The 25941-nt window shown below is 77.1% G+C and carries 1 protein-coding gene; it reads left to right on the top strand.

What is annotated here, in order from left to right; all coding sequences use genetic code 11:
• Positions 1–314 precede the first annotated feature (314 nt).
• The gene (locus tag Pdca_RS35825) at positions 315–25937 is read left to right on the top strand and encodes a hypothetical protein (protein WP_166665863.1); all 25623 of its coding nucleotides are present in this window, start codon (positions 315–317) and stop codon (positions 25935–25937) included.
• The last annotated feature ends 4 nt before the right edge of the window (positions 25938–25941 follow it).

The following is a 25941-nucleotide window of genomic DNA, read 5'->3' as shown; positions in this document are numbered from 1 at the left end:
GCTTTCGTGCGTCGTGGAACGATCTTCGTGGCGGGGTGGTCGGTGGTCGGTCTGGACAGGCTTCGCCCGATCTGGTTACGGTGAGCACCGCGTTCGGAACGCTGCGCTGAAGCCCCGCGCTCGATCCGACGACGTGTGACAGGGCGTTGATGCCTGCCCCTCTGAGGGCACGTGGCCTCTGCGTGACGACAACCGCGGTTGGTAGCGCCCGTTCCGAGTGCGATTCCTCTTTCGATTTCTCCCTGGTGCGAGCTGTCCCCGGCAACGGGTGGCGGTGGGGTACCGGGCCTCCTCCTGACGAGCGGAGTCCTCCCATGACCGGCATGGTGCAGATCGCAGGACGGTGCAGCCGCACCGTCCTGGCGGTCCTGCTGCGTGCGGTCGTGCTGGTCGGCTTCGTGCTGGGGGTGGCCGCGGCAGCCTGGTCCACCGGGTCCGAGTCGAGTGCGGCGGTCGTCCAGCCGGTTGCCCACGTGACAGCGGGCGACTCGGGCGACGAGGACTCCGACGGTGGGGATTCCGAGGACTCCGGTGATTCGGGTGATTGGAGCGATGACTCCGGTGATTCGGGTGACTGGAGCGATGACTCCGGTGAGTGGAGTGATTCCGGTGACTCGGACGGCCGGGGTGGCGAATCGGAGAACGACGAGGAGAACTCGCACGGTTCGAGCGAGTGGAACGGCGGCTCGAATGACTGGACCGAAGCGTCCGGTGATTCGGGTGGGTGGAATGCCGGCTCCGACGACTCGAATGAGTGGCAAGACGATTCAGGCGACCAAGATGGTGACTCGGGTGAGTCGGCCGACCAGGAGCGCGATTCCGGAAAACGGGATGCTCCGCCTCGCGGTGGTGACTCCAGCGGTAGCGCGAAGTCGGATCCGGAAGAGGGCTCCGGCGCCGATCGCGGTTTCCGTGACTCGGACGAGTCGGACGGTTCCGCGTCGGAGCGCAGTTCCGCCACGACTCCGGAATCGCGCACCGGATCCCCGGACGGGTCCGAGGCGACCGCGGACCGGGAGCCGCCCACGACCCAGCCCGTTCGCGACGAGCGTCAGGCTCGTGACGACTCCACCGACACGTCGTCGGTCACCACCTCCGACCGGTCGGAGACCTCCGACGCCGCCCCGGGACCGGACGGTTCGAACGAGCTGCACGCGTCGGACCGCTCCGCGGAGCCGGTGGACGTCGGCGCGATTCGGGACGACGCAGAGCGGGCCGTCGAGACGGCGGTCCGTGACGCGGCGCCGGAGCTCGACGGGATCGCCGAGCGGATCTCGTCCCGGGTGGAGCACGTCGTCGACGACGTCACCGCGGCTGCCGTCGACCGCACGGAGATCGAGCGGCGCGTGACGGAGGCTGCCGAGTCCGCGGAGCGCCGGGCCGCCGAGCGGGCCGAGGCCGCCGAGCGCCGCGCCGCCGAGCGGGTCGAGTCCGCCGCTGAGCGGGCGGCCTCGGCCGTGCAGCGTGCGGAAGAGCGGACAGAGCGCGCGGTGGAGCAGGCGGCGAGCGCCGAGGAGCAGACACGGCAGCGAGCAGAGGAGCACGCGGCCTCGGCAGCGCAGCGCGCCGCGGAGTTGTCGGAGCAGGCTCAGCAGCGCGCGGAGGGCGGCGTCGAGCGGGCCGGCCACCTCGTAGGGGAACGGGTGGAGTCCGCTCTCCGTCGGGCCTCCGCCGCCGTCGAGCGGGTCGGGCAGGGCGGGAGCAACGGCGCGGCCGGTGCGGAGATCGCGGCTTCCGCCGCGGACCGCACGGTCGAATGGACCGAGGAGCAGCAGCACCGGATCGCCGGTGCGGCGACCGCCCGGGGCGAGGACCTCACCGAGCGGATCCGTGCCGCTGTGGACGCGGACCGTGGCCAGGTCGACGCCGACGCGATCCGCGACGTCGTCGAGGATGCCGTTGAGCGGTCGGAGCCTGCTGCGGCAGAGTCCGGCAAGCCCGTCGGATGGGATCCGGCGACCGCGGAACGGGCCGGTGAGCTGATCCGCGACCTGGACCCGGGAACGATCGAGACGTTCGCCGACGGGGCAGCCGGTGCGGGGCTGCCGCACGACGACATCCGCTCAGAGCTCGGCGAGCTGTTGCGGGACGGCACCCGGATCGACACCGACCGCGTCGACGAGTTGCTCGGCCAGGTGAGCGCGGCCGTCGACGAGGCCCACGCACAGGCGAATGCGGCCGTCGACGAGACCCGAGCACAGGTGGCCGATCGTGCGCGGCAGTTGTCCACGGACGTCACCGCGCCGACGTGGCGGACCGTCGCCGACGAGAGGCTCCACGATGCGGGCTCCGCCGCGGTGCGGCCGCTGCTCGATACGGTGGTGCGCGACCCGGAGCGTCTGGCCGGTGCGTCCGAGCACCGGGAACTGTTCGACGCGGTCCGGGAGCTGTACGACGGGGCACACGCCACCGACGCGCAGGCGCTGCCTGCCGGGATCGGCGAGACACTGCGCGCGGTCACCGACCTGGCGGTAGCAGAGGGGCCCGGCCGGGGGACCCAGGCCCAGGCGCAGCCCCAGGCCCGGATGGAGGCAGCCGCTCTGCTCCTGCGCGACGGCGAGCTGACGAGGCAGGTCGGGCAGGTCGGGCAGGTCGTCGACGAGATCCTGCGTGGCACCGCGATGTGGGACTCCGGGGCCGTCCCGGCCGAGGTCTGGAACGCGGTACTGGGGGACGCTCGGTGGCCGAGCACCCTGGTCGAGGAGATCCGCGACGGAGCCGTGCCGGAGGACATGATCCGGGACGTGGCGCGGTGGGTGTCCACCGGCACGGATCCTGCCCCCGCGGCCCGCGGCCTCGTGGATCGCGCCGGTGAGCAGACCGACCGGACCGGCCAGGTGATGGACCGAACCGGCCAGCTGCTGGACCGGACCGGGCGGATGATCGACCGGGCCGGCGAGGCGACCGATCAGGCCGGACAGGTGACCGATCGGACCGGCGAGGCGATGGACCGGGCCGCTGAGGCGATGGACCGGGCCGGCGAGGCGCGGGACGGATGGTGGCACCGGGTCCGCGAGGCGCGGGACACAGCAGACGCATGGCAGGAACGGTTCCCCGACGCCGACTTCCGGTCGCCGGGCGAGAACACGGTCGTCGACCCGCCGAACCCGTCCGCACCGCCGATGGAGCGGGCCCACGTCGTGGACCCGGCGCACCAGGGCGCGGACCGTTCGGCGGTGACGTCGCGCGACGTGGCACGCGCCGCGGAGGCGGTCGAGTCGGTCCGTGCGTCCACCGGGGAGGCACTGGAACGAGCCGGCGACTGGGCAGCGCGCAGCGGGCTGCCGAACGCCGGCGCGGTCGTGGAGCTGGCTGCCGGCGCGGTCGACGCCGGGTTCCGCATCGCACTGCATGCGCTCGACCGGGCCGCCGACATCGATCCGCAGCGTGCGGGTGGCGCGACCGGGGCACCGGAGCTGCCGAACGCCGTGCCGGCGCCCCGACCGGACGAGCGGGACGGACCGGCCGACCCCGGCGACGGCGAGCCGATCGCCGACTACGCCCCTGGCACGGAGCTGCTGGGCGACCGGTGGGCGCGCGGAACGGCGTGCGCGGACCGGGCCGAGGGGTGCGCCGGGCGTGACCGGTCGGTGTCCGAACGCGGCCCCCCACATGGGTACGGTGGTTTCGGGATCGCGTTCGACGAGGACGGGAACCACTACTTCTACGACGACTCCGCGGCACGGACGGAGCGGGTTCTGGAGGGGCGGATCGCGGCCGACCACGGCCGCGAGGAGCTGGCCGAGCTGCGCGACGAGGTGCGCGCAGGCGAGGCCACCCAGGACGAGTACGACGAGCAGCGGGCGGCCCAGCGCCGTCTGGAACAGCAGGTCGCCGACGACGAGGCCCGGCTGTCGCCGGAGCGCGCCGAGCTGGTCGACGGCGTGATCGAAGGACACCGGGAGCTCGACCGTGACGCCGCGCGTCTGGAGACGCAGCGCGAGCGGGTCGAGGCCGGAACCCTCGACGAGGACGTCGTCGCCGAGCAGGAGGCCGCGCACGCCGAGCGGGCCCGAGAGGTCTACGACGACACCGACCGGCTCGCCGCGGCGACCGGGCACGACACCGGCGTGCACCTCGACGGCGAGACGGCGGCGGGCTGCACCACCAGCGGGGCGTTCGCGTCCTGCGCCGGCCGGGCGCCCGGCGAGGGATCCGGCACGGATGCGACGAGCGAGAACGCAGGCGAGGGATCCGGCACGGATGCGTCGGGCGAGAACGCAGGCGAGCGAACCGGCACGGACGCGCCGAGGGCGAACAGCGGCGAGGGGACCGGCGACCGGAACGTGTGGCAGCACGCGGCCGGCGGACGCCCGGGCGCAGAGCCGGCGATCGAGCAGGACGACTGCCGGGCACTGGCCGGGGTGTCGTCCTGCGGGGTATCGGTCGGTTCCGGCACCGACCGGGCGTCGGCCTCCTGCACCCTCGACGGGAACTCGCGGCGGTGTGCCGGGAACGCCGGCTCGTCCGGCGAGGACACCGGGGCCGGGACCGGGACCGGGACGACCGCCGGATCGACCACCGAGACGTCCGGTGCGGCGTCCGCCGTGTGTGACCCGACCGACGGTGACTGCCGGCTGACCGCCGCGGCGTCGGGTTCCGACGCCCGCGCGGACTGCACCGGCCCCGGATGCGAGGTCACCGCCGGTGGTGACCGGTCGCTCACCGGGGTCGCCGAGGCGGACCGCCGGACCGGCGAGGCCGAGGCATCGGCGGAGTGCGAGGGCCCGTGGTGCAGCGTCACCGCGGAGGCCACGGCGGGCGACCGCCACACCCCGGCGGCCGGTGCCGCCACCGTCGACTGCGGTGGGGCCGACGAGTGCACGGGCAACGCGAGCGTCGAGGCCGACGGCGACTCCCGATCCACGGCCCCCGGCGCCGAGGCGTCGAGCACGCCGGACGCCCGCCGCGCGTCGTCGTCGGGAACGGCCGAGTGCACGGTCACCGCCGGCGGGTGCGACGTCGCCGCCGCCGCGGAGACCGGTGAGCCGCCGGCCGCCGCCCCAGTGCCGGCCTTCCTGGCGAGGGAGATCGCGGCGGACGATCTCGACGGTCGCGCCCAGGCACGGACCGGAGTGGACTGTGCCGGGCTCGCGGGCTGCTCGGGGTCGGGCGAGTCGCAGACGCGGGCGTCCGGCTCGGTGGCCGTCGACGGCGCGGAGCCGGTGCAGCGTTCGACCACGGGCGACGCCGACTGCGAGGTGACCGACGGCCGGTGCGGCGCGGAGGTCTCGTCGGACTCGGCGCCGCGCGTGGCGCAGGCCGGGTGGCCGGGCCGGGGCGGGTCCGCCGGCCCGGCGACCGACACGACGAGCCGCGCGCTGGTGACCGTCGACTGCGACGGTGCGGACGGGTGTGACGGCGCGGGGACGACCCGGACGGTGAGCAGCGGTGCCGGGGACCCGGTGTTGGACGTGGAGTCCGGTGAGCTGGGCGCGGGGGAGCGGACTCGGGCGTCGGGGTCGTCGGAGTGCGACACCCGCGCCGGTGGGTGTTCGGCGCGCTCGGAGTCGACGACCGGTGCTGCCCCGGCCGTCGTCCGCTGGTGGGACACCGACCCGGCCGCAACGGTGGGCGGTCCGGTCAGCACGGCGCGTGCGGACTCCTCGTTGGACTGCGTGGCCGGTGCGGTGGAATGCTCGGGTTCGGTGCGGACGAGCGTGTCGGCCTCGGACGCCGGGTTCGACGACGGGCGGGCGCGGACCAGCAGCGGATCCGGTGAGTGCCGGGTGACCGAAGGCGGATGCGGGGCGCAGTCGTCGTCGCGGTCGTCGTCCGGGCCGGACGTGGTGCTCGACGGGGAGCAGCCCGGCGCGGGGCCGTCCGCGGTGTCGCGGTCCTCGGCGCAGGTCGACTGCACCGGCGCGGCTCGGTGCGCCGGGGCGGCATCGAGCTCGGCGGCCGGCCACGACCCGGCCTCGGGTGGGGTGCGGGAGTCGTCGGCACAGGCGTCGTGCGTGGCCGGTGGCGGGACGTGCGCCCCGCGGACGGTGTCGGTCGCCTCGACCGGCGAGGGCGCGGCACGCAGCCTGTCCGGTGAGCAGCCCCCGGCTGACGGTGCGGCCGCGGCCGGCGAGGACGGCAACTCCTTGCTGGGCGGCGCGTCCGCGGCGTCGGCCGCCGGTGCGGCGCTGGAGTGCGGCGAGGGGTACTGCGACGGCCGGGTGGACAGCGCGGCGTCGGGCACCGACATGTCGGTGTCGCCGGATCCGCGTGGCTCGTACGGCTCGGGTGCCTGCGACGGCGTGTCCGGTGGTTGCCGGGCGGTGACCAACTCGGGTGGCTCGGCCGGGCCGGACGCCTCGCTGATCGCGCCGCTGGCGGAGGGCTACTCCACCGGGTCGGCCGTGCTGTCGGAGGGGGAGACCGGCGGACCCGCCGAGAACGAGCGCACCGAGCCCGGTCCGGGTGAGCAGCAGCCCGCGCTGCCGGCGGGCGGGTCGCCGGGCGCCGGATCGACCGCGGCACCGACGGTGGCGGGTGCCTCGGCGTGGTCGACCGTGTCGGCGACGCTGGACTGCTCCGGTGGCGCGGGCCGGTGCACCGGGACCGCGCGGACGGCGGCGGAGGGCACCGACGGGCCGGACGTCGTCGGGGACGCCTACGGGGGGCGCGGTCCCCCGGCGGGTGGATCATCGTCGAGCTCCGTCTGTCGGAGCGGTGATGCCGCGTGCGCCGGTGCGAGCACCTCGGGCGCGGGTAGTGGCCAGGTCGTCGCGGACGTGCTTGCGCTGGAGCGCGAGGCGCTCGCCGAGCAGACCGCCGAGCTGGCCGAACGAGCAGAGCAGGATGCCGAGCGGGCCGAGCGGGCCGCCGAGGCGGCTCAGGTCGCTGCCGAGCGGGCCGAGGACACTGCCGAGCGGGCTGCGGTCCGGCCGGGTGGGTCCGGTGCGGCGGGGCGTACGACGGAGGCTGCGGCCGGTGCCCGGGCCGACGCCCACGCGGCTGCGTCCGACGCGGCCGATGCAGCGGCCGACGCGGCGGCCGCCCGTGCCGACGCCGACGCGGCGACCGAGGCCGCCGACCAGGCCGGGGAGCTGGCCGAGAGCCCTGTCACCGACGCCCCCGCCGCCTGGAGCAGGTCCCGCGCGACCGGGCGTTGCGAGGGCCCTGGTTGCACCGTGGAGGTCACCGGAGAGGCCGTCAGCGTGCCGGCCGTCGGTGCCGGACCGGGCGGGCGCTCCGAGTCCGCGGCGCAGGCCGTCTGCACCGCCGGCGACGGCGGCTGCGCGGTCGGTGCCGACGCCTCCACCGGCCTGGAGATCGTGACCGCCGACGACGGGGCGGTCGCACACACCTCCTCCACCGAGGCCGGCGCCGAACTCGACTGCCCGGACGCCTCCTGCCGCGGTACCGCCGTCGCCGACACCGCGGTCGCCGCCGACACCGACGGCGGATCCGCGGCGCAGCGGCTGCTCGAGGCCGCCCGCACCGCCTACGACGCGTCCGATCCCGCCCGCCCGGATGCGGCGGACAGCGCGAGCAGCGCGGAGGGCGCGGACGGGGCTGACAGCCGGGGCGGCCGGAGCGGACCGGACGGTGCCGACAGTGCCGACAGTGCCGACGGTGCCGACACCGTCCGGCCCGGCACGGCCCCGACCAGCCTCTCGCTGGCCGACGGCGAGGTGTCCTGCACCGGCCGGACCGACGGCTGCCGGGCGTCGGTGGGCACCGAGGGCAGCATCACCGCCGCAACGGGCGACATCCCGGCCGTGACCACCGCCGCCACGGCGACCGCGGACTGCACGAGCGGCGACGCCGGCTGCGCGACCCGGACCCGCAGTGCCACCTTCACCAGCGACGACCCGTCGGGCACCGCCGGGCGCGACGACCCGGCCGACACACTCACCGAGGCGATGGAGCGGGGCGCCGTGCCGGCCCGCGACGGCGTCGCACACGGTGTCGCCACCGCCGCCTGTACCTCCGACGACGGCGGCTGCCTCAGCGGCAGCGCCGGGTTCGCGGCCGACGACACCGCGGAGGTGACGGCGTCCTGCACCGGCGAGGGGTGCACCACCCGCACCGATGCCCGCGCGGTGCACGGCGCGAACGCCGCCCGAGCACAGACCGACTGCACCGGCGGTGAGGACTCGTGCGTCGGGGTGAGCCGGGCCGGAGCCGGACCGCACGGCGCCGAGGTCTCGGCGAGCTGCACGGGTGCGGAGTGCACCCACCGCTACTCGGCGGAGTCCTCCGAGTCCTCGTCGGCGGCCGGCAACACCGCACGGGCGAATGCCCGCTGCGGCAGCGAGGGCGGCGACGGATCCGGCTGGTGTGCCACCAGCGCCGTCGCCGACGCGACGCCCGACTACGCCATGGCCGCCGCCGTCTGCGAGGGCAGCGCCGGCTCCGGCTGCCGGCACAGCTACTCGGCGTCCAGCTCGGCCTCCGCCGGCGGCGGCGCCGCGACCGCCTCCGCCGCCGGCAGCGGCTCCGGCGGCACCGGCGCCGGTCAGGTCATGACCACGGCCACCGCGGACGCGGGGCCGGGGTACGCGTCGGCGTCGGCGTCGTGTTCGGGTGCGGCGAACTGCCGGTATTCGTTCTCGGCGACGGCGTCGGCGGCGGCGTCGTTCGGGGGTAATTCGGCGTCGGCGTTCGCGTCGGGTTCGGGTGGTGGTGGTCAGGGTTCGGGTGGTGTGTCGGTGTCGGCGTCGGCTGATGCGGGGCCGGGGTACGCGTCGGCGTCGGCGTCGTGTTCGGGTGCGGCGAACTGCCGGTATTCGTTCTCGGCGACGGCGTCGGCGGCGGCGTCGTTCGGGGGTAATTCGGCGTCGGCGTTCGCGTCGGGTTCGGGTGGTGGTGGTCAGGGTTCGGGTGGTGTGTCGGTGTCGGCGTCGGCTGATGCGGGGCCGGGGTACGCGTCGGCGTCGGCGTCGTGTTCGGGTGCGGCGAACTGCCGGCATTCGTACTCGGCGACGGCCTCGGCGTCGGCTTCGGACCCGAGCGGCAGCTGGGCGCAGGCGCACGCCTCGGGCTCCGGCGGCGGTGGTCAGGGCTCCGGTGGTGTGTCGGTGACCGCGTTCGCCACCGCCGGCCCGGGCTGGGCCGAGGCCGGCGCGTCCTGCAGCGGTGCGGCGAACTGCACCAGCAGCTACACCGCGCACGCGGTGGCGTCCGACAGTCTGGCGACCGCCCCCACCTGGGACGAGCCGGGCGGGGTGTGGAACGCACACGGCCAGGGCACCTGCTCCGGCTCCGGCAACGGCAGCTGCGGTGTCGCCGCCTGGGCGCAGGCCGGGCCCGGCGGCGGTGGCGGTGCGACCTGCTGGGGCAACTGTGCGAACTTCACCCAGAGCGGCTCGAACAGCTTCACCGCGACCACGCCGTCGCTGAGCGAGCAGGCCGCGGCCCAGGGCGGCGGCGAGTCGGGTGACCGCATCCCGCTGGACGAGTTGGGCGATGCCGAGCGGGGTGTCGGGGGCTACTTCGACGACGACGGCAACCCGGTGCTCATAGTCAAGGAGGAGGGCGAGGACCCGGTCCGGGAGAGCTGCCCGACGCCGTGCATGGGCGGGGCCACGCTGGAGACCGACGGCGGGGAGCGGGTCAGCTACAACCCCTACGGCGGGTTCAGCGGGGAGATGCCGGTCGAGCGGGGCTCGGACGACCGCGATCGGGTCCGGGGCAGCAACGGCGTCACCCTCTACCGCGACGCCGACGGGAACGGCGGCGGCCGGGTGGCCGGTGCCGGCCGGGTGATCGACGGGCGGACGGGGGAGACCGTCGTCTACCGGCCGACCGGGGCGCAGCAGCAGGCGGGTGCCGTTCACGACTACCGGCTGAGCACGCCGGACCGTGGGATGCGGACCCGGTGCACCGGCCCGTGCGTGTGGGCCGGCGCGCCACAGGGGGCCGGATCGGATGCCCCGCGGGACCTCCTGGTCGCGAACGGCGGCTGGGCCGACATCACCGGCCGCGGACCGGACGGGAGCCCGGCCCGGATCGCCTTCCAGGGGCAGGGGACCTTCACCTCCGCCGAGGGCGACGTCGTTCACGCCGACGGGTTCGCCCTCCCGGGCCGGGACGTCTCGACGATCACCACCCGGGGCGCGAACGGGCTGCCCGGCCGCTACGCGATCGGCCACGGCGACACCGGCTTCGTGGAGCTGCACGAGGGCTACCGGGTCGACCTGGGCAGCAATGCGCAGCGGTGGAACCACGGGCGCGAGACCATCGACACGCCGGGCGGCGCGCACGACGTCGCGACATGGCACGCCGCCAACGCCGGCAACCGACTGGTCGTGACCACCCCCGACGGGGCGGGATTCGAGGGCCGCATCGAGTGTGTCGGAGCCTGCCGGGTGGACGTCCCGGACTGGTACGGCGGCCCGGGGGAGGGTGACGTCTGGTCGTCGATGGACATCCCGGTGACGGTCGACGGGAGCTACCAGCCGATGTGGCCGGCCCACCTGACCGCGAGCGGTGCCCAGGACAATGTCCGCTGGACCGATCCGTGGGGCAACACCGTGTACTGCGAGCCGATGGCGCGCGGGTGCGCCATCGGGCAGGACTACGGCCCCGGTGCGGATCGCGGATCGACCTGCTTCGGGGACGAGTGCCGGATCGACACCGCCTACGGTGGCACCTTCCACGGCGAGGGGCTGGCCCTGCACCCCTACATCGACGAGGACGGCACGGTCCACAACCTCGGCCACGCCTGTGTTGCCGGGCTCGACCGGTGCGGCGCGCGGAACGCCGGCGATGACCTGGGCTGGGAGGAACCGTCGGTCGAGTGGCAGCTCGGCGCCGATCCGACCTTCACCCGGCCGGCGACGGACTCCGCGGTGGACGCCGCGCTGGCCGAGGAACTGGGTCTCGAGCCCGGCGCTCCGCTCCCGATGCTGGACGCCGCGGCACTGGCTGATCTCTACGCCGAGGATCCGCAGGCCGCCGCAGCGTACGAGGCGGCGCTGCCGCAGCCGACCGGGCGCCAGCGGACCCGGGCGGTCCTCACCATGGCGGGCGCGCTGAGCGTGCGCCACGAGTACCTTGCCACCGAGTCCGAGCGGGATCCCGAGCTCGCAGCGGCGCTGACCGAGTCCCGGCGCCTCACCGACGGACGACACCTCACCGCAGCCGACGAGCGGCAGCTCGCACCGCACCTTGCGGTGATCGAGGAGCGGATCGTCGCCGCGTCGGATCCGGACCTCGCCCGGGCGAACACCATCGTGAACTCGGCTCGTGCGCCACAGATCGGCGACGTGGACAGCTCGGCCCAGGGTTTCGGGAACGAGTTCGACCCGGCGGACGCCGAGACCGCGATGAGGGCGATGGACGCGGCGTCGGCACCGGCCGCCGGAGCCGTCGCACTGTCCCCCGAGGACCGCGCCGCCGCGCATGCGGCGCGGATCAGCACCGTGCACCTGGCCGGTCGGGAGCGGGCCCTGGAACGCGCGGTGGTCGCCTACGACAACAGGGCGGAGTCGATCGGGGGCGACGGCGCCGCGGGCCACGCCGCGAGCGCGGCCCTGGACCGGCGCGGCGCGGCGATCGAGGCCGAGGTGCGCTCGATCACGGCGACCGCCGACCGGATCGACGCGACCCGGGAACGCCTCGGCGCGGCCGGGGCAGCCGCGTCGGGCGGGGACCTGCGTGAGTTCCGTCCTGCCGACATCGAGGCCCTCCGCACGGCCGGGGACGCCGACCTGGCCGACCGGCTGGAGGCGAGGAACGCGCTGCAGGGCGAGGCGGAGGATCTCGCCACCATGCTGGCGGACTCGGGTGACCCCCGGCAGGAACGGCTCGCCGGACGCTACGCCGAGCTCGCCGACGCGCTCGGTGTCGAGTACGCGATCCTCGTCGGCGACGGCTGGGCGCGTACCCCCGGGACCGCGCTCGGCGATCCGGCCTATCAGCTCCCCTCGACCGGACGGAAGGACATCTACCTCGCGGCCCGGTCGGCGGGCAGGCAGGCCGGGTACGACGGGCTCGATGCCACGGAGTCGGCGAGACTCGGCAGGTACGCCGCCGATCTCGGGATCACGGGGAGCCGCGAGGACCAGCTGGCCGCCCTGGCCGTGATGGGTACCGCCGAGGAGATGCTCGACGAGGCGCAGGGGACGAGAGAGGTGCTCGCCGCCGGCGAGGTCGCCGACCTCCCCGGCACGATCCGGGACGCGGTCGACGAGGTCGGCGGCGGCGACGCCTCGGTCACCCGGATACCGATCCAGTTCCAGCACGGCCAGCTGTTCGGCACGGAGTACGTCTACCGCGTGCGCAGCGACGGCAACCCCACCCGCTACGTCGACAGCACCGGCGCGACCTGGGCGAACTCCAACGAGTTCCTGGCTCGCAACGAGATCTTCTCCCCGGACACCCGGGTCCTGCTGCACGACGACTGGAGCGACGACGCGGCCACCGGGGTCCGTTCCACCGCCGGGCGTCACCTGAGCGCGTGGGAGCGTCACCGCGGCAAGGTCTACCTCGGGGGCGCGGTCATCGGTGCAGGGGCGCTCATGGCGGCACCGGGACTACAGGGGGTGGGTGCCACCACCCTGGCGGCGGTGGCGAAGGGCGGCGGCGTCGCCGTCCTCACCGGCACCGCGGTCGTCGGGTTCGCCGACGAGGGCCGGAACCTGATGCGCCGCCACGGGAACCGGCAGAGCATCGACCCACGCGAGTCCGCCGCGGCCCGGGCGAGCTGGCTGTCGATCGGCAGCACCGCCCTCGCCGGCGGGGCCGCGGGATCGTTCGTCCGGGCGGGGATGCACAGCAGGCACGCCGCGACGGCGGCGACGCTGCCGGGCTCGACCGCGCAGGTCCAGCGGTCGGCGAGCACGGCGCTGGCCGCGCAGACGACCGGGCAGCGGATGAACAACGCCGCGCTGGCGACGTCCGGGTACCTGGTCACCGAGCAGGCGCTGGGCCTGCATCAGAACTGGGACCACATGGGGCCGGTCCAGCGGGCTCAGGGGACCGACGACCTGCTCACCGGCGTGGCGTCGTTGGGGGCGCCGGCGGCCATCGCGCGCACGCACGGAATGACACCGCAGGGCCGGCTGCAGACCGAACAGGCCGGGCGGTCCCGGATCGCGCTCGAGCACATGGCGACGACCGGCCGTGCACCCCGGGCGATGCCGTCGCTGCCGGATCCGGCGGCTCTCCGGCGTCCCGTCACGGCCACGGCCACGGCCACGGCCACGGCCACGGCCATCCCCCGCACGAGCGGGGCGGCCGGAGCTCGGAGTGTCTCCGGGGTGAGCAGGGTGGCCGGTGCTCCGGGCGCCTCCGGTGTGACCGGCGGCTCCGGCGTTTCCAGGGCGACCGCCGCCCCACCGACACCGGGCGCGCTCGTCAGGCAGGCCTCGGCGGATCTCACGGCGGCCCAGCAGGGCCGGCACACACCGGGTGGGGAGCGCCGGCTCGATGCGGCGGCGGCCGCCTACCAGCGGGCGCAGGACGCACACCACGCCGTGATCCTCGATCGGCTCGGACACTCCGAGGGCGCCAGGCAGCTCGGGCGCCCCGGGGACGTCGACGCCGGCCGGCCCGCGCCCGGAGCCGCCGCCGATCCGGGCACCCCTGGCGGCCTCGCGCGGATGGCGCCCGCCGCGCGCGGCGCGCTGGCGACGATGTTCCTGACCGGCAGCCTGATGGTCGGTCCCGCCGACATCGCACCGACGGCCGGGGTGACCGGCCGGCAGAGCCTGTCGACGGCCACGGTGAGCGCCGCGGACCCGGCCCCGGGCCCCGGCCGTTCGGCGGTCGTCGATCGGGCGGCGGCCGCGGCGGACACCGCGGCGTCGACCGGACAGCGGCCGGCGGCCGCGGCCACCGACGCCGGGCATGCGGCCACCGGGCGTTCGACGGGGGATCCGGAGCGGCCCACGCCGCTGCAGCCACCACTGCGGGGAGTGCTGTGGACGGAGAACATCCGGGAGTCGTTCCGGCCCAGGATCGGCCCGACCGGGGGCGCTCGGCCGTCCCGGCCGTTGGGGGCCGGAGCGGGCTACGACGTGCTGACCATGCTGGAGCGCAGCTCGCCGGTGACGATCGTGCTGCGCGAGCAGGATCGGGAGCAGTTCCGCGATCCCGTGTCCGGCAGGCTCGAACGCACCGGGCGGATCGTGGTGCGGGAGCGGCCCGAGGGCCTCTCCGACCAGGAGTGGCAGTGGATCGGGCAGCACCAGCCGACCCGGGTGACCGCCGACGGCGTCGCCCACTACGACCGTGCACACGGGTGGGCGGCACGCCGGCTGGAGGCCGTCCACGCGCTGAACGCGGAGATCGCGTCGTTCCACCGGGCACGCCGGGCCGACCGCTCCGTGCGGGTGACCGCCCGCGCCGCGGCCGATGCTGCGGCCGTGGAGCCGGCCGCGATCCCGCCGGCCCTGTCGACGATCCGCGGGCATCGGCGCGTGCAGCCGGGTACCCGGACCAGCCGCCTGGTGGAGCGGGCCCCGGCCGAGGCCGCCGCCGCGCTCCGGGTGCTCCGCGTGATCAACCAGGCCTGGGACCGGGCACCCGGCACGGCTGCCCCGGCGAGCACACGTGAGCTGGCCGGGTTGCTCGACCGCGCGTTGCACGACGGGGGGCTCCGGCCGGTACGCCGGCTGGAGGCGCAGGTGCGGGGCCTGCTCACCACCGCACGGGGCGTCGACCCGGCGCGGGCCGTTCAGCGTTGGGCCGACCGGCACGACCTCGGCTGGGGCGGCGCCACGGCGACCGCGGTGGCCGCGCAGCTGGCCGCCCTGCCGACCGGGACCGGGTCGAGGCTCCGGAGCACGGACGTCGTGAGCCGGGGCGGCAATCCCGACCGGTCGGCCCGTCGTGCGGCGGTCGCCACGCAGCGCGGGCCCGGCGGCGACCGTGGCCCGCTCCGCGACGGTGGCCCCCGGCGTGGCGGCCATCCGGACCTGACGCGGGAACGGGCGGCGCTCGGCATCCGCGGGATGCGGGCCCGTCGCGAGCGGGATGCGCTGCAGGCACTCTTCGCCGATGTACCCGGCGGCTCCGGATCGGCCGCAATGCCGGTACGGGCACGGCAGCTGGTCGCCCGGCAGGCGGAGCTGCGGGCCGCGCTGTCCCTCGACGACCGGGAGTCCGCCCGGATCCGGAGCCGGGCCGGGCGTCCGGCCGAGCGGGGCGCCCGGGTGAGCTGGCGGGCGGAGGTGGCGGGCCCGCTGGCCCGCAGCGCCCGCCTGCGGGCCGAGTACGCCCGGGTGGAGCCGGCGGCGCGGGCCGCCCGCGTGTGGCTGGAGCTGCCGGAGATCCCCCGCCCCGGACCGGTCACGGCGGGGCTCACCGGCAGCGAGGCGGTTGCCGCCGCCCGCGTGCTCGGCCTGGTGAACGCACTGTGGCCGGCGTCGGAGGCACCCCGGCCCGCGGTGCCGGCGCTGCTCGGGGCGATCGCCCCCGGGCACGGGGCCCCGGTGTTCCGGCGGCTCCACACGGAGCTGCGGACCCTGGTCGGCACGGTCCGTGCGGGAGACGTCGGCACGGCGCGCCGCGCGGCGCGGGAATGGGCCACCGAACACGGTCTCGACTGGACCGGACACATGCTCGGAGACCTGGTCGCCGCCGTACGCGAGCTCGACCGGGACACGATCCGCGGGCTGCGGCTCGCGCCGCCGGGGGAGCGCTGGGCGGACCCGGCCGACCGGGCCACGGCGGCGGGGTACCGGTGGGCCGGGGCGGCCCGCGCCGACCTGCGCCGCGGTGCGGGAGCGGCGGGTTCGGGTCTTCGTCGCGGCACCGGGGCCGTGCACGGGTGGCTGCGTGCGGCACCGGACCGGGTCGTCCGCCCGCTGGTGGACGGCGCCTCGGCCGGTCTCGCCGAGACCGGCCGCCGGGCCGCGGCCACCCGGCCGGTCACCGCCGCGACCACGGCGGTCCGGGAGGGATCCCGGCAGGCCGGGATCCTGCTCACACATTCGCGGGCCCAGTTCCGCCGGGCCGTCGCCGCCGGGATCCACGGCCGGCAGCAGGAGGTGCTCGCCTCCCGGCTGGACGCCGAGCGCGCCGCGCTGTGGGACCTGGTCGAGCAGCACGGAGCCCACGATCCGGTCGGCGTGCTCGTCGAGTCGACCGGGCTCGATCGGACGCAGGTGACCGGCCTGCTCGACGGCGCCCGGGTGCCGGGCCCCGCGGACCGGTCGGCCGCAGCGACCTTCACCGAGAAGGTGACCGAGTTCCTCGAGCCGCTGCCCGAGTTCACGGCGCTGCGGACTGCCGCCGACAGCCTGCGGGAGGCCGACGCGGAGGCGGCACGACACATCGGCGTGCAGCGGTCGCCGCTCGGCCGGGGATCGGCTGCGGTGGCCGGTGGGATCGCCCGGCTGTCGGCGCAGGGTGTCGTACTCGGGCAGCGGATCCACGCACGCTGGGGAATCAGCCCGCCGACCGCCGACGGCCCGACCCGGCAGGGACGCCTGGCGGCCTGGCGGGCCGGTGCGCTCGGGTTGCTCCTCGGGATCGGCGGCGCCGAGCTGGTGCGGGCCGGGATCCTCGATGCGCTCCCGACGGCCGGCGCGCTGGTGTCGGTGGTCGTCGGGGTGGCGGCGGTACGGATGTGGATCGGGAGCCGGCAGGCGCGGGGTCCTCCGAGCCGGGCCGTCGTGGTCGCGACCCTGTACGCGGCCGTCGCCGGGCTGGCGCCGATCGGGCTCGCCGAGATCCTTCTCGGCGCGTCGGGCGCCGCGGCCAACGCCGTGCCCCGGCTGCTCGCCGTGCCGATCCAGGCGTGGCACGTCTACCGGATCACCGTCCAGTGGCAGTCCCTCGTACGCGACGGCGGGGCCGAGGGCTCGGCGCGGACGGAGGCCCGCCGCTCGGCGGCGCGTGCCGCGACGGTCTCCGCGTTCGGCGTGCTCGGCCTGAACGTCGTCTTCCCGCCGGGCTCGACCACGGGGATCCTGTACTACGCGGCCGCGGCACTGGTGCCGACGCTGGTCTCGGCGGTGCAGACCCGGTGGGCCGGGGCACTGCGGATCTCCGACGTGGTGGTCACCGCGCTGATGGTGGCGGGCTCACTGGGGCTCGGTGTCGTGCTGGGCAGCGGCACCCCGGCGCCGGGGCCGTGGATCTGGCTGCTCGACGGGGCCGCGATCGCGGCCTTCGGTGTCCTGTCCGGCCCGGTGCTGGTGTGGGCGCACGACCGGATCGTCGAACGCTTCGGTCCGCGGGGCGCCGCGCGGGTGCAGCACGCCGGGACCGCCGCCGAGCGGGAGCGGGCGTGGGGATGGCGGCTGTCGATCCGTGGCCTGCACGGGGCGGACCTGGTCAACGAGTTCCGCAAGCTCGACGCCGTCGTGTTCATGACCGCGATCTACGTCCTCACCAGGCCGATGCTCGATGCGAGCTCCCCGGTCGAGACGGGGCTGCGGATCGCCGCGACCGGGGTGGGCTTCGTGCTGGTCACGCGCTGGCGGGACCGGGTGAACTTCAACTACGGCGACGCCCGGTCGCAGCCGGTCCGGACGATCCGCCCGGCCCGTGCCCCGCTCGGTGCTCTCGGGTGGCTGCGGGCGGTACTGCCCGGCACCCGCGGACCGGCCGCGCTGGAGCAGCTGCACACCGCTGTGCAGGCGGTGCTGCCCGGCAGGGCGGGGCCGTTGTCCCGATCGACCGGGCAGAGCCGGGAGAACCTGGTCCGCATCCTCGCCGACGAGCTGGCGGCCGGTGTCGCGGCGCTGCCGGCGCGCACCGACGTCGAGGGGATCCGGCTGACCCGGGCGGAGATGGCGGACCCGGTACCGGCCGCGCTCCGGGCGGCCGAGCGGCGCTACGCCCTGGCCCGGGAGGAGTACCAAGCCACCGTGCTCCGGGCGGCGTTGCCGGTGCTCGCCGGGCACCTCGACCGGCTCCTGGCCACGGACTCCGAGCGGCGCGACCGGCCCGGGGCCACCGATCCCGAACACCGCGCAGCGGCCGGGATCCTGCGCGACGCGCTGGCCCGGGTGGACGGAGCGCAGGCCGGGACGCCGCAGGCGGCGGCCCGGTTCCGGGCGGTGCTGGAGCACCGCAACCTGCTGCGGACCGAGCACCGGCGGATCCAGCAGCGGCTGCTCGGCGAACTCCTGCGCCGCGCCGGCGGGCATACCGGCGCCCCGGACGCGCACCGGTACCGCGATGTCGACGCAGCGCTGGAGAGTGCGCGTGGCCGCGCCGCGATGGAGGCGCTGCGCAAGCTCGATCCCGATCCGCTGCACAACGCGCTCCAGCTGCTGGCCGACCGGCTGACCGCGGTCGGCGGTCGGCGGTCGGGCCCGCGCGCCGACGCCGATGGACGGCGCTGGAACGACGAGCAGCGGGATCGGACGGCCCGGGCGCTGACGGTGCTGAGCCGGGCGGGTGAGGCCGTCCGGATCCGGCGGCACGGTATCGCCGCCCGGCGGGGCGACCAGCGTGCCGAGCATCTCCGGTGGACCGAGGGCGGCCGGGCCGGGACGCCTGCTGCCCCGCCCGAGCTGCAGGTCCTGGCGAACCTGGCGGGTGAGCCGGCCCGGCTCACCGCGGAGGCCTATACGGAGCGCTTCGGCGCGACGGCGCAGGAGCTGTTCGAGAGCATGCGGGACCGGGGGCTGCTGGTCGGGGACCCGCAGGCCGGATACCGCGTGCTCCCCGAGCTGCGGACCTGGTGGCGGAAGGCGCCGCCGGTCTTCCGCGCGGCGCTGCGGGCCGGCCTGCTCGGAGCCGCCGGTTCGTCGGGGATCGAGCTGCTGGGCGAGCGGTCCGGCCCGGATCCCGCACCGGCTCCGGCCCCGACGATCGAGCAGGACGGCTGGACGTCGTTGCCGGTCGCCGAGCGGGGGCACCGGATTCTGGTCGAGCTGGCCCGGGGCGCGGCGCTCGCCGGCCGGTACCCGGTCGACGGGCTGCGCAACGTGATCTTCCAGGCGCCGACCCGGGCCGTCCGGTGGTGGCCGGCGCACCGCGGCCCGGGCGCGGTCCGCGCCGGGCCCCCGGCCCGGTCGTCCGCCGAGCCGGGTGCCGCCGACCCGGGTACGGCCGGCCGGGGGACGACCGTGTCGGTGCCGCCGGGCTCCGCGACGACGGGACGTGCGGCAGCCCCGGCACCCGCCGACGCACGGACGGTGCTGGCCCGGCTCACCGCGGCCACCGAGGCCGCGCTCCTGGCACAGCGGTACGCCGACCGGCTCCGCGACGACGTGATCCGCCGGCTGCTCACGTCCATGGCCGGCGGCCCACGCGGACCACCGCTGCGGACCACCACCGAGGCCCGGGCCGCCTCGGCCGCCGAGGTCGCGGCGATGACCGTGCTCCGGTCCGAGCTGGCGCGGGTCCGCACCGAGGTCGCGCGGCTCGCCGCGCTCGGCGAACCCCGCGGCGAGGTCCGCAGCCACCACCGGCAGGAGGCCGTCGACGCGGCGGAGGCGGTGCTGGCCCGCCGGGTCGGCGCGACGCCGCGGGAGGTCCCGGTCCGCGAGCTGCTGCCGGACACGATCGCGAGGGCCAGGGCGGTGCTGGCCGATCTCGACGCCGACCGGCCCGGCGCGGTCGGCGAGGGCGCCCGCGTGCTGCGCGATCTGCACGAGATCAGGGCCCGCGCCGATGAGGTGGCGCACCGGCAGACCTTCGTCGGGTCGGCGCAGCTGCGCGTCGCGATCCTCCTCGGGGACCGCCTGGTCACACGACTGCACGCCGCCGGGGCGCCGTCGCTGCTGCCCACCGCGGCCCCGGTCGACGGCGACGGCCGGCTGCGCACGTCGTCGCTGGTCGGGTCGGGCCTGCTCGGACGGGAGATCACCGCCCGTGTGTCGACGGCCCGCGACGGGCTGGTCGTCGTGACCGGGCTGCCGGGGGCCGGGGACTCCTCGCCTGCTGTGTCGGCGGCCGCGGAGGCGGCCCGCGCGGTGCTGGGCCGGGGCTCGGGGCTTGCTGCCGCCGCCCCGAGCGGGACGACCCGCGATCCGGCGGGCGGCCTCGCTGCCGCGGTGGCGGCGGCCGAGGCCGCGGTCAGCGGTGGCATCGTGCCCGCCGATCCGGGCCGGTCGAGGCCCGCGTCGGTGGTCCCGCGCGCGATGATCGCGGCCGTGCGGGTGATCCCGCGCCGCGGCGGAGCGACGGTGACGGCCGCCGTCGTCGGTGACCTGCGGGTCTACTGGGTGCCCGAGCGCGGCGACGCGACGCTGCTCGAAGCGGGCCACGGCCACTCCGGCGTGCTGACCGGCTGGCTGGGCGTCGACGCACCGGCACTCCCCGACGGCGCGGCCAGGGCCCGCACCGTCGAGCAGGACGTGACCGGCCGGGGCACGGTGCTCGTGCTGAGCGGATGGACCGCCGCGGCGATCGAGGATCTCGGCCTGTCGCTCGCCCCGCTCGTGGAGTCCGGGAACGCGGGGGCGACGGTGGCGACGTTGCTCGGGGCGTCCGTCCGGCCGGGGGTGGCGGCCGCGTTGACCGTGCACGGTGCGGGCCGCCGCGATGACGGGCCGGGGGACGAGCCGTCGTCCGGCGCACCCGCCGGGCCGGGTGGCGGTGGCCCGGGCGGTCGCGGTCCGGGTACACCGGGCGCCACCCCGGCGGCACCCGATCCCGATGGTGCGAGCGGCCCGGGCGATTCCGGCGACGCAGGTCGGGCTGCGGGTGGTCCCGGTGACGCGAGTCGGGTCGCGGGTGGCTCCGGCGACGCAGGCCGGGCCACAGGTGGTTCCGGGGAAGCGAGCCGTGCCGCGGCCGGTACCGGTGGGTTCGGTGCCGCGCCGGCAGGGCCGCTGCGGGCGGCCATCGACCGGAGCGGGCTGAGCCTGTTCGGGCGCCCCGCGTCGGGGCGGGAGCTGGCCCGCTACACGCTGCGGGACACGATGTACCGATCGTTGCGTGACCGTGCCGCCGGCCGCTACCTGCGGCAGGAGGCGGAGGCGGCGCTGCCGATCGGGGACGGCCCGCCGCGCGAGCGGGCCCGGCGGAGTGCCGCCCGGGGTCAGGAGTCCGAGCGGGCGGTGCGCAGGCACGCGCACGACAACGCGGCACTGTTCAGCCGGGCCGGCCGCCCCGCCGACGGAGCACGGGGCAGCCGGGTGAGCTGGCGGGCCGAGGCCGCTCGGGGCGCGGCCACGGGGGCCGAGCTGCGGGCGGCGGCCGCGGCTGCCCGCCCGGCGGCGCAGGCCGCACGGGCCTGGCTGGCACTGCCGCAGATGCCGAGGCCGGTCGAGCTCGGGACCGGTCGCGGTGGCCGTGACTCCGCGGCTCGGGCCCGCGCGCTCGCCCTGATCAACGCGATGTGGCCGGAGCCCGGGACGCCGCCGTCGCCGGTGACGGTGCGGCTCGCCGAGCTGACGGCGGCTGCGGTCCGGGCCGGACCGGGTGGGCCCGGCCGGACCGACGAGACGGTCCGGGCGCTGGTCCGGGCGGGACGCACCGGGGCCGGTGCGACGGCCGCGGTGCGCGACTGGAGCGGCCGGACCGGCGAGCGCTGGGACACCGGGACCACCCGGGCGGCGGTGGCCGCGCTGCGCGGGCTCGACCCGCGGACCGCCCGGCTGCTGGGCACCCGGACGCCCGTCGAGCGGTGGCTCGATGCGCTCGAGAGGTTCGCGGGCGGTGTCCGTGACCGGGTGCTGCCCGACCCGCCGCGGCGTCCGGTGCGCGACACGATCGACGGACTCGCCGTGGCGGCTGCGGCGTACGACCTGCGGGCCGCACAGCGGGCCGCGGACAGCCCACGCGACCTCACCGGGGCCGGCCACAGCACCGCGCCCATCGCGCCCAGGCAGTCCACGGTGCCCACGGCGGCCGCCGCGGTGGACACCGCCAGGGCGGCGCTGCACGCGATCGTGCGTGCGGCGGCGGCCGACGGCCGGGCCGGGCCCGTCGTCGCGGCGGCCCGCGGCCGCGGCCCGGTGGCCGGAGCGGCGGTGGCGGCGCTGTGGGCGGCCGACCGGGTGGCCGGGTGGCGGGACCGCAGGCCGGTGATCGTCGACGTCGTGGCGCACCGGGCGCGGGCGGCTCGGACGCTGGCCGGGCTGGCCGGGACGACCGGTGGGGCCGCGGTGGCAGCAGTGCTCGTCGGCTGGCCCGCCGTCGGCGCGGTCGCGGCCGGCGCGTCACTGGTGACGTCGGCGACGCTGGCGCTGCGGATGCTGCGGTGGGTGCGCCACGGCCGGGCCCCGCCGCTGCGCGGTGCACTGCTCGCCGGGGCCACCGGGGCCCTCGCCGGTGTGCTGCTGGTGACCGGGATGGCCGCTGCGGGCGGCGCCACCGCGGTCTGGGAGCGGGCGCAGCCACGCGTGTTCGGGGCGGCGTTGGTCGCCGCGATCGTCTACCGGGTCGTGCTGCAGCGTTCGGCGAAGGCCGGCGTCGGCGGCACCGAGGTCGCGGTGCGCCTGCAGGCGGTGCGCTCGGCGGTGCTGGCGGCGTCGGTGGCCGGGTTGGGCGGGCTGGCCGCCGCGGCGTGGTTCCCGGCGGGGCCCGCGTTCGACGCCGGGTATCTGCTCGTCCTCTCGGTGTCGGCGGCGACCGCGTCCGGTGTGCAGACCAAGTCGGTCGGCCTGAACCGGGTCTACGAGTCGATCAGCGCCGGCCTGTGGGCGCTGCCCGCCGCGCTGCTCGCGTTGACGCTGGGGACCTCCTCCGCGGCGTCCGGCCCGGTGAGCTGGAGCGCCGGGCTCGCCCTGACGACACTGCTCGGCTACCTGAACGGCCCGGTGGTGCTGGCCGGGACGGGCTGGGTGGCGCAGCGGCTCGCCCCATGGGCCGCCCGGCGGCTGCAGACGGCCGACACCCCCGCCGGAGTCCAGTGGGCGTGGTGGCTGCGCCGCAATCTGGCCGGCCTGCAGCGCCCGGACGTGACCCACAACGAGTTCCGCAAGTTCGACGGCATGCTCGGCGCGACCGGTCTCTACCTGGTCGTCCGGCCCTGGATCACCGGCCGGTCCTGGATCGTGACGGCGGCACAGGCCGTGACCGCGCTCGGCGTGGTGCTCGCGGGGAACGCGTTGCGGGACCGGACCAACATCAACTACGCGGACGCCGACAAGAAGCCGGCCCGCGGGGTGGACCCGGCGCGCGGCCCGACCGGATGGAATCGGGTCCGGGCGCTGCTGCCCGGGCCGTGGCGCACCGTGGACGCCGCCCGGTTGCTGCACGACGACCTGCGCCGGATGCTCGGAGCGATCGGCGACCCGGTGCCCGGCCGGTCGCTGCACACGCTGTCGGCGATGGAGCGCGCCACCCTGGTCGGCCGCCTGGTCACCGAGGTCGACTGGCGACTCGCCGTGCTGCCCGCCCGGGCGCACCGGCACGGGGTGGCGCTGCGCCCGGCGGAGCCGAGCGACGTCGCACCGATCGGCGGCCTGCGCGATGCCGAGCGGGCCGCGGCCGCGGCCCGCGAGGAGCACCAGGTGCTGAGCGCCGAGGCCGCGCTGCCGGTGCTGGCGGACCGGCTGCGCGCGATCGACGGGCTCGACGGGCACCCCGGACTCGGGGCCGCGGTGTCGATCGTCGTCGAGGTCGCCGAGACGGTGGCGGACCGCCGCGGCGGTGAGCGTCCCGGCTCCGCCCGTGCGGTCGCGCGGTTCGTCGCCGAGGCCGACCGCAGGCGGTCGCTGCGCCGCACGCACCTGGACGCGCAGAGCGACCTGGTGCACGCGTTGGTCGAGGACTTCACCCGGTACGGACGGGGCGACCAGCGGGCATTGCTGAACGCCCGTACCGACCTGGACGAACGGCGCGCCCGGGAGAAGAGCCGCAAGGCCGATCCGGACCCGCTGCACGATGTCGTCCGGTTCGTCGACGACCGGCGGCACGCGCTGCTCGACGGGGTGCCGCGACCGGGGCTCGCCGACGCCGACCGGGCCGGCGTGGTCGCGGTGTTCGGGCTGCTCGGCCGGGCCGGTGAGCTGGTGGTGGCCCGGCGCAGCCGGTGGACCGAGCGGCTGCGGGACCGGCGCGACGAGCGCGGACGCTGGGCGTGGATCGCCGCACGGGGCTCGGGTGACAGGGGGCCGTCGACAACAGAGCGGTCCGCAGCAGAGCTGTCCACGGTGGATCCGTACGCGGCCGAGGTGTTGCTGACGCTGGCCGGGGAGCCTGCGGCGCTGACCGTGCGGGGCTATCTGGACCGCTACGGCGGACGGCACCCCGCGGTGCGGACGGCGCTGGCCGGACTGGCCCGCGACGGGCTGGTGACCGGTGACGCCGTAGCGGGCTACCGCGCGGACGCCGAGCTGCGGGCCTGGTGGCAGCGGGCTCCGCGGGAGCTGCGGCACGCGCTGCGGACGGCCCCCGACCAGGCTCTCGCTGCGCCCGGTCCGGACCGGGGAGCATCCGGGGCGTGGTCGGCCGGTCCGGCGGGGGAGCGGACCCGCCGCGAGCTCGTGGAGGTCCTGCGCGCCGGAGCACTGGTGGTGCGCCACCCGCTCGACGGGCTGCGCAACATCGTCGGCCGGGGCCCGGCACTGGCCGGCGAGTGGTGGCGGTCCGGGGCGACCCCACTGGGCGCCGTCCGCCGCCCGCCGGCCGATCCCGGCGCGGCCGCCGTCCCGGACCCGACCGATCCGGAGTCCGCCGGCCCCGCCCCGACCGGCGCGGATGCCGGCGCACCGGCCCCGACCGCGGGGCCGCGGCACCGGGAGCGCTCGGCGCGCACCGTCCCCAGCGTCCGCTCGGTGCGTGCCGAGCTGGCCCCGGCCGTCGCCGCGGCGCTCGCGGCGAACCGGCGGGCCGATCGGGCCGGCGCCCGGCACACCGCTGCCGCCGACCGGCACGGCCCGCTCGGCTCGCAGGCCGCCATCACGGCGGCGGCCCGGTCCGCCGCGGTCGACGCCGCGGTCGACGCGCACGTCGCACTCGCCGAGGCGATCGGCGCCGCGCATGCCCGGTTCGCCGAGGCGAAGCGGGCCGGCCGGCATGCCGAGATCGTCGCGCACCACCAGCTGCGACTGCTCGCTCCGGCGCGGGCCGCGCTGGCCCGTCGCCCCGGCGCCGATCCGGTGCACCCGCCGGCCGCCGACGAGCTGGCCGAGGCCGTCGCCCGGGCACGCACGGTGACCGCCGCGCTCACACGGGACCGCTCGGAGCCGGTGGTGGCCGACGCCGTGGCCGCGCTGCGGGTGCTGAGCGCCGCCGTGCGGCATGCGCGGGCCGCTCAGCTGGACCGCACGCTCGGCGGGACACGCCGGGTGGCGATGGCGCTCGTCGCGCACGAGCGGCTGGGTACCGAGCTCGGCCCGGGCAGCCGCCCGGACCCCGCCGACGGCCGCGCCACCGTGCTGCCCGATCGTCGCGGGGGCGGGTTGGTCGAGGTGGCCGGGCCGCTGCCGGCGGCCGCCCGCACCAGCGGCGGGCTCACCCACCGGCCCAACCAGGACGCCGCGACCGTCGCCGGTGACGGGATCGCGGTGCTCGCCGACGGTCTCTCCTCGACCCCCCGCTCCGAGGAGGCCGCCCGGGTCGCGGTGACCGCAGCGGCCGGCACGCTGCGTGCCGGGGCCGACACCGCTGCCGCGGTGGCCGCCGCCGACGTCCAGGTCCGCAGGCTCGGCGCGGGCACCCGCGGGCGTCGGGCGCCGGCGACCACGCTCGGCGTCGCCCGGGTGGCGCCGCACAGCGGTGCGGCCGCCGCCACGATCTCCGTGTCCTGGGTGGGAGACGTCCAGGCCTACTGGGTCCCGCGGGGCGGAGCCGCGCAGGCGCTGAACGCCCCGCACCTGCGGGGCGGGATCCTGACCCGCTGGCTGGGCGCCGACCGCCGGTCCGGGGCGGTCACCTCGACCCACGAGGTCTCCGGCCCGGGGACGCTGGTGCTGCTCACCGACGGCGCCTGGTCGGCGATCGAGCGTCGCGGGACGCCGGTGGCCGACCTGATCCGGCACGACGACCCGGCGGGCTCGGTCTCCGCGCTCATCGCCGCGGCCCGCGACGCGGGCCGCCGTGACGACGCCACGGCCGCGCTGGTGACACTGCCCGGCGATCCCGGCGCGGGCGTCACGACCCCGGCGCAGCAGCGGCGACAGGGCTCGGAGGAACTGTGATGCT

Origin of the sequence: Pseudonocardia autotrophica, assembly GCF_003945385.1 — a bacterium.
Lineage (GTDB): Bacteria > Actinomycetota > Actinomycetes > Mycobacteriales > Pseudonocardiaceae > Pseudonocardia > Pseudonocardia autotrophica.
This window is presented reverse-complemented; position numbering and strand designations above follow the sequence as displayed.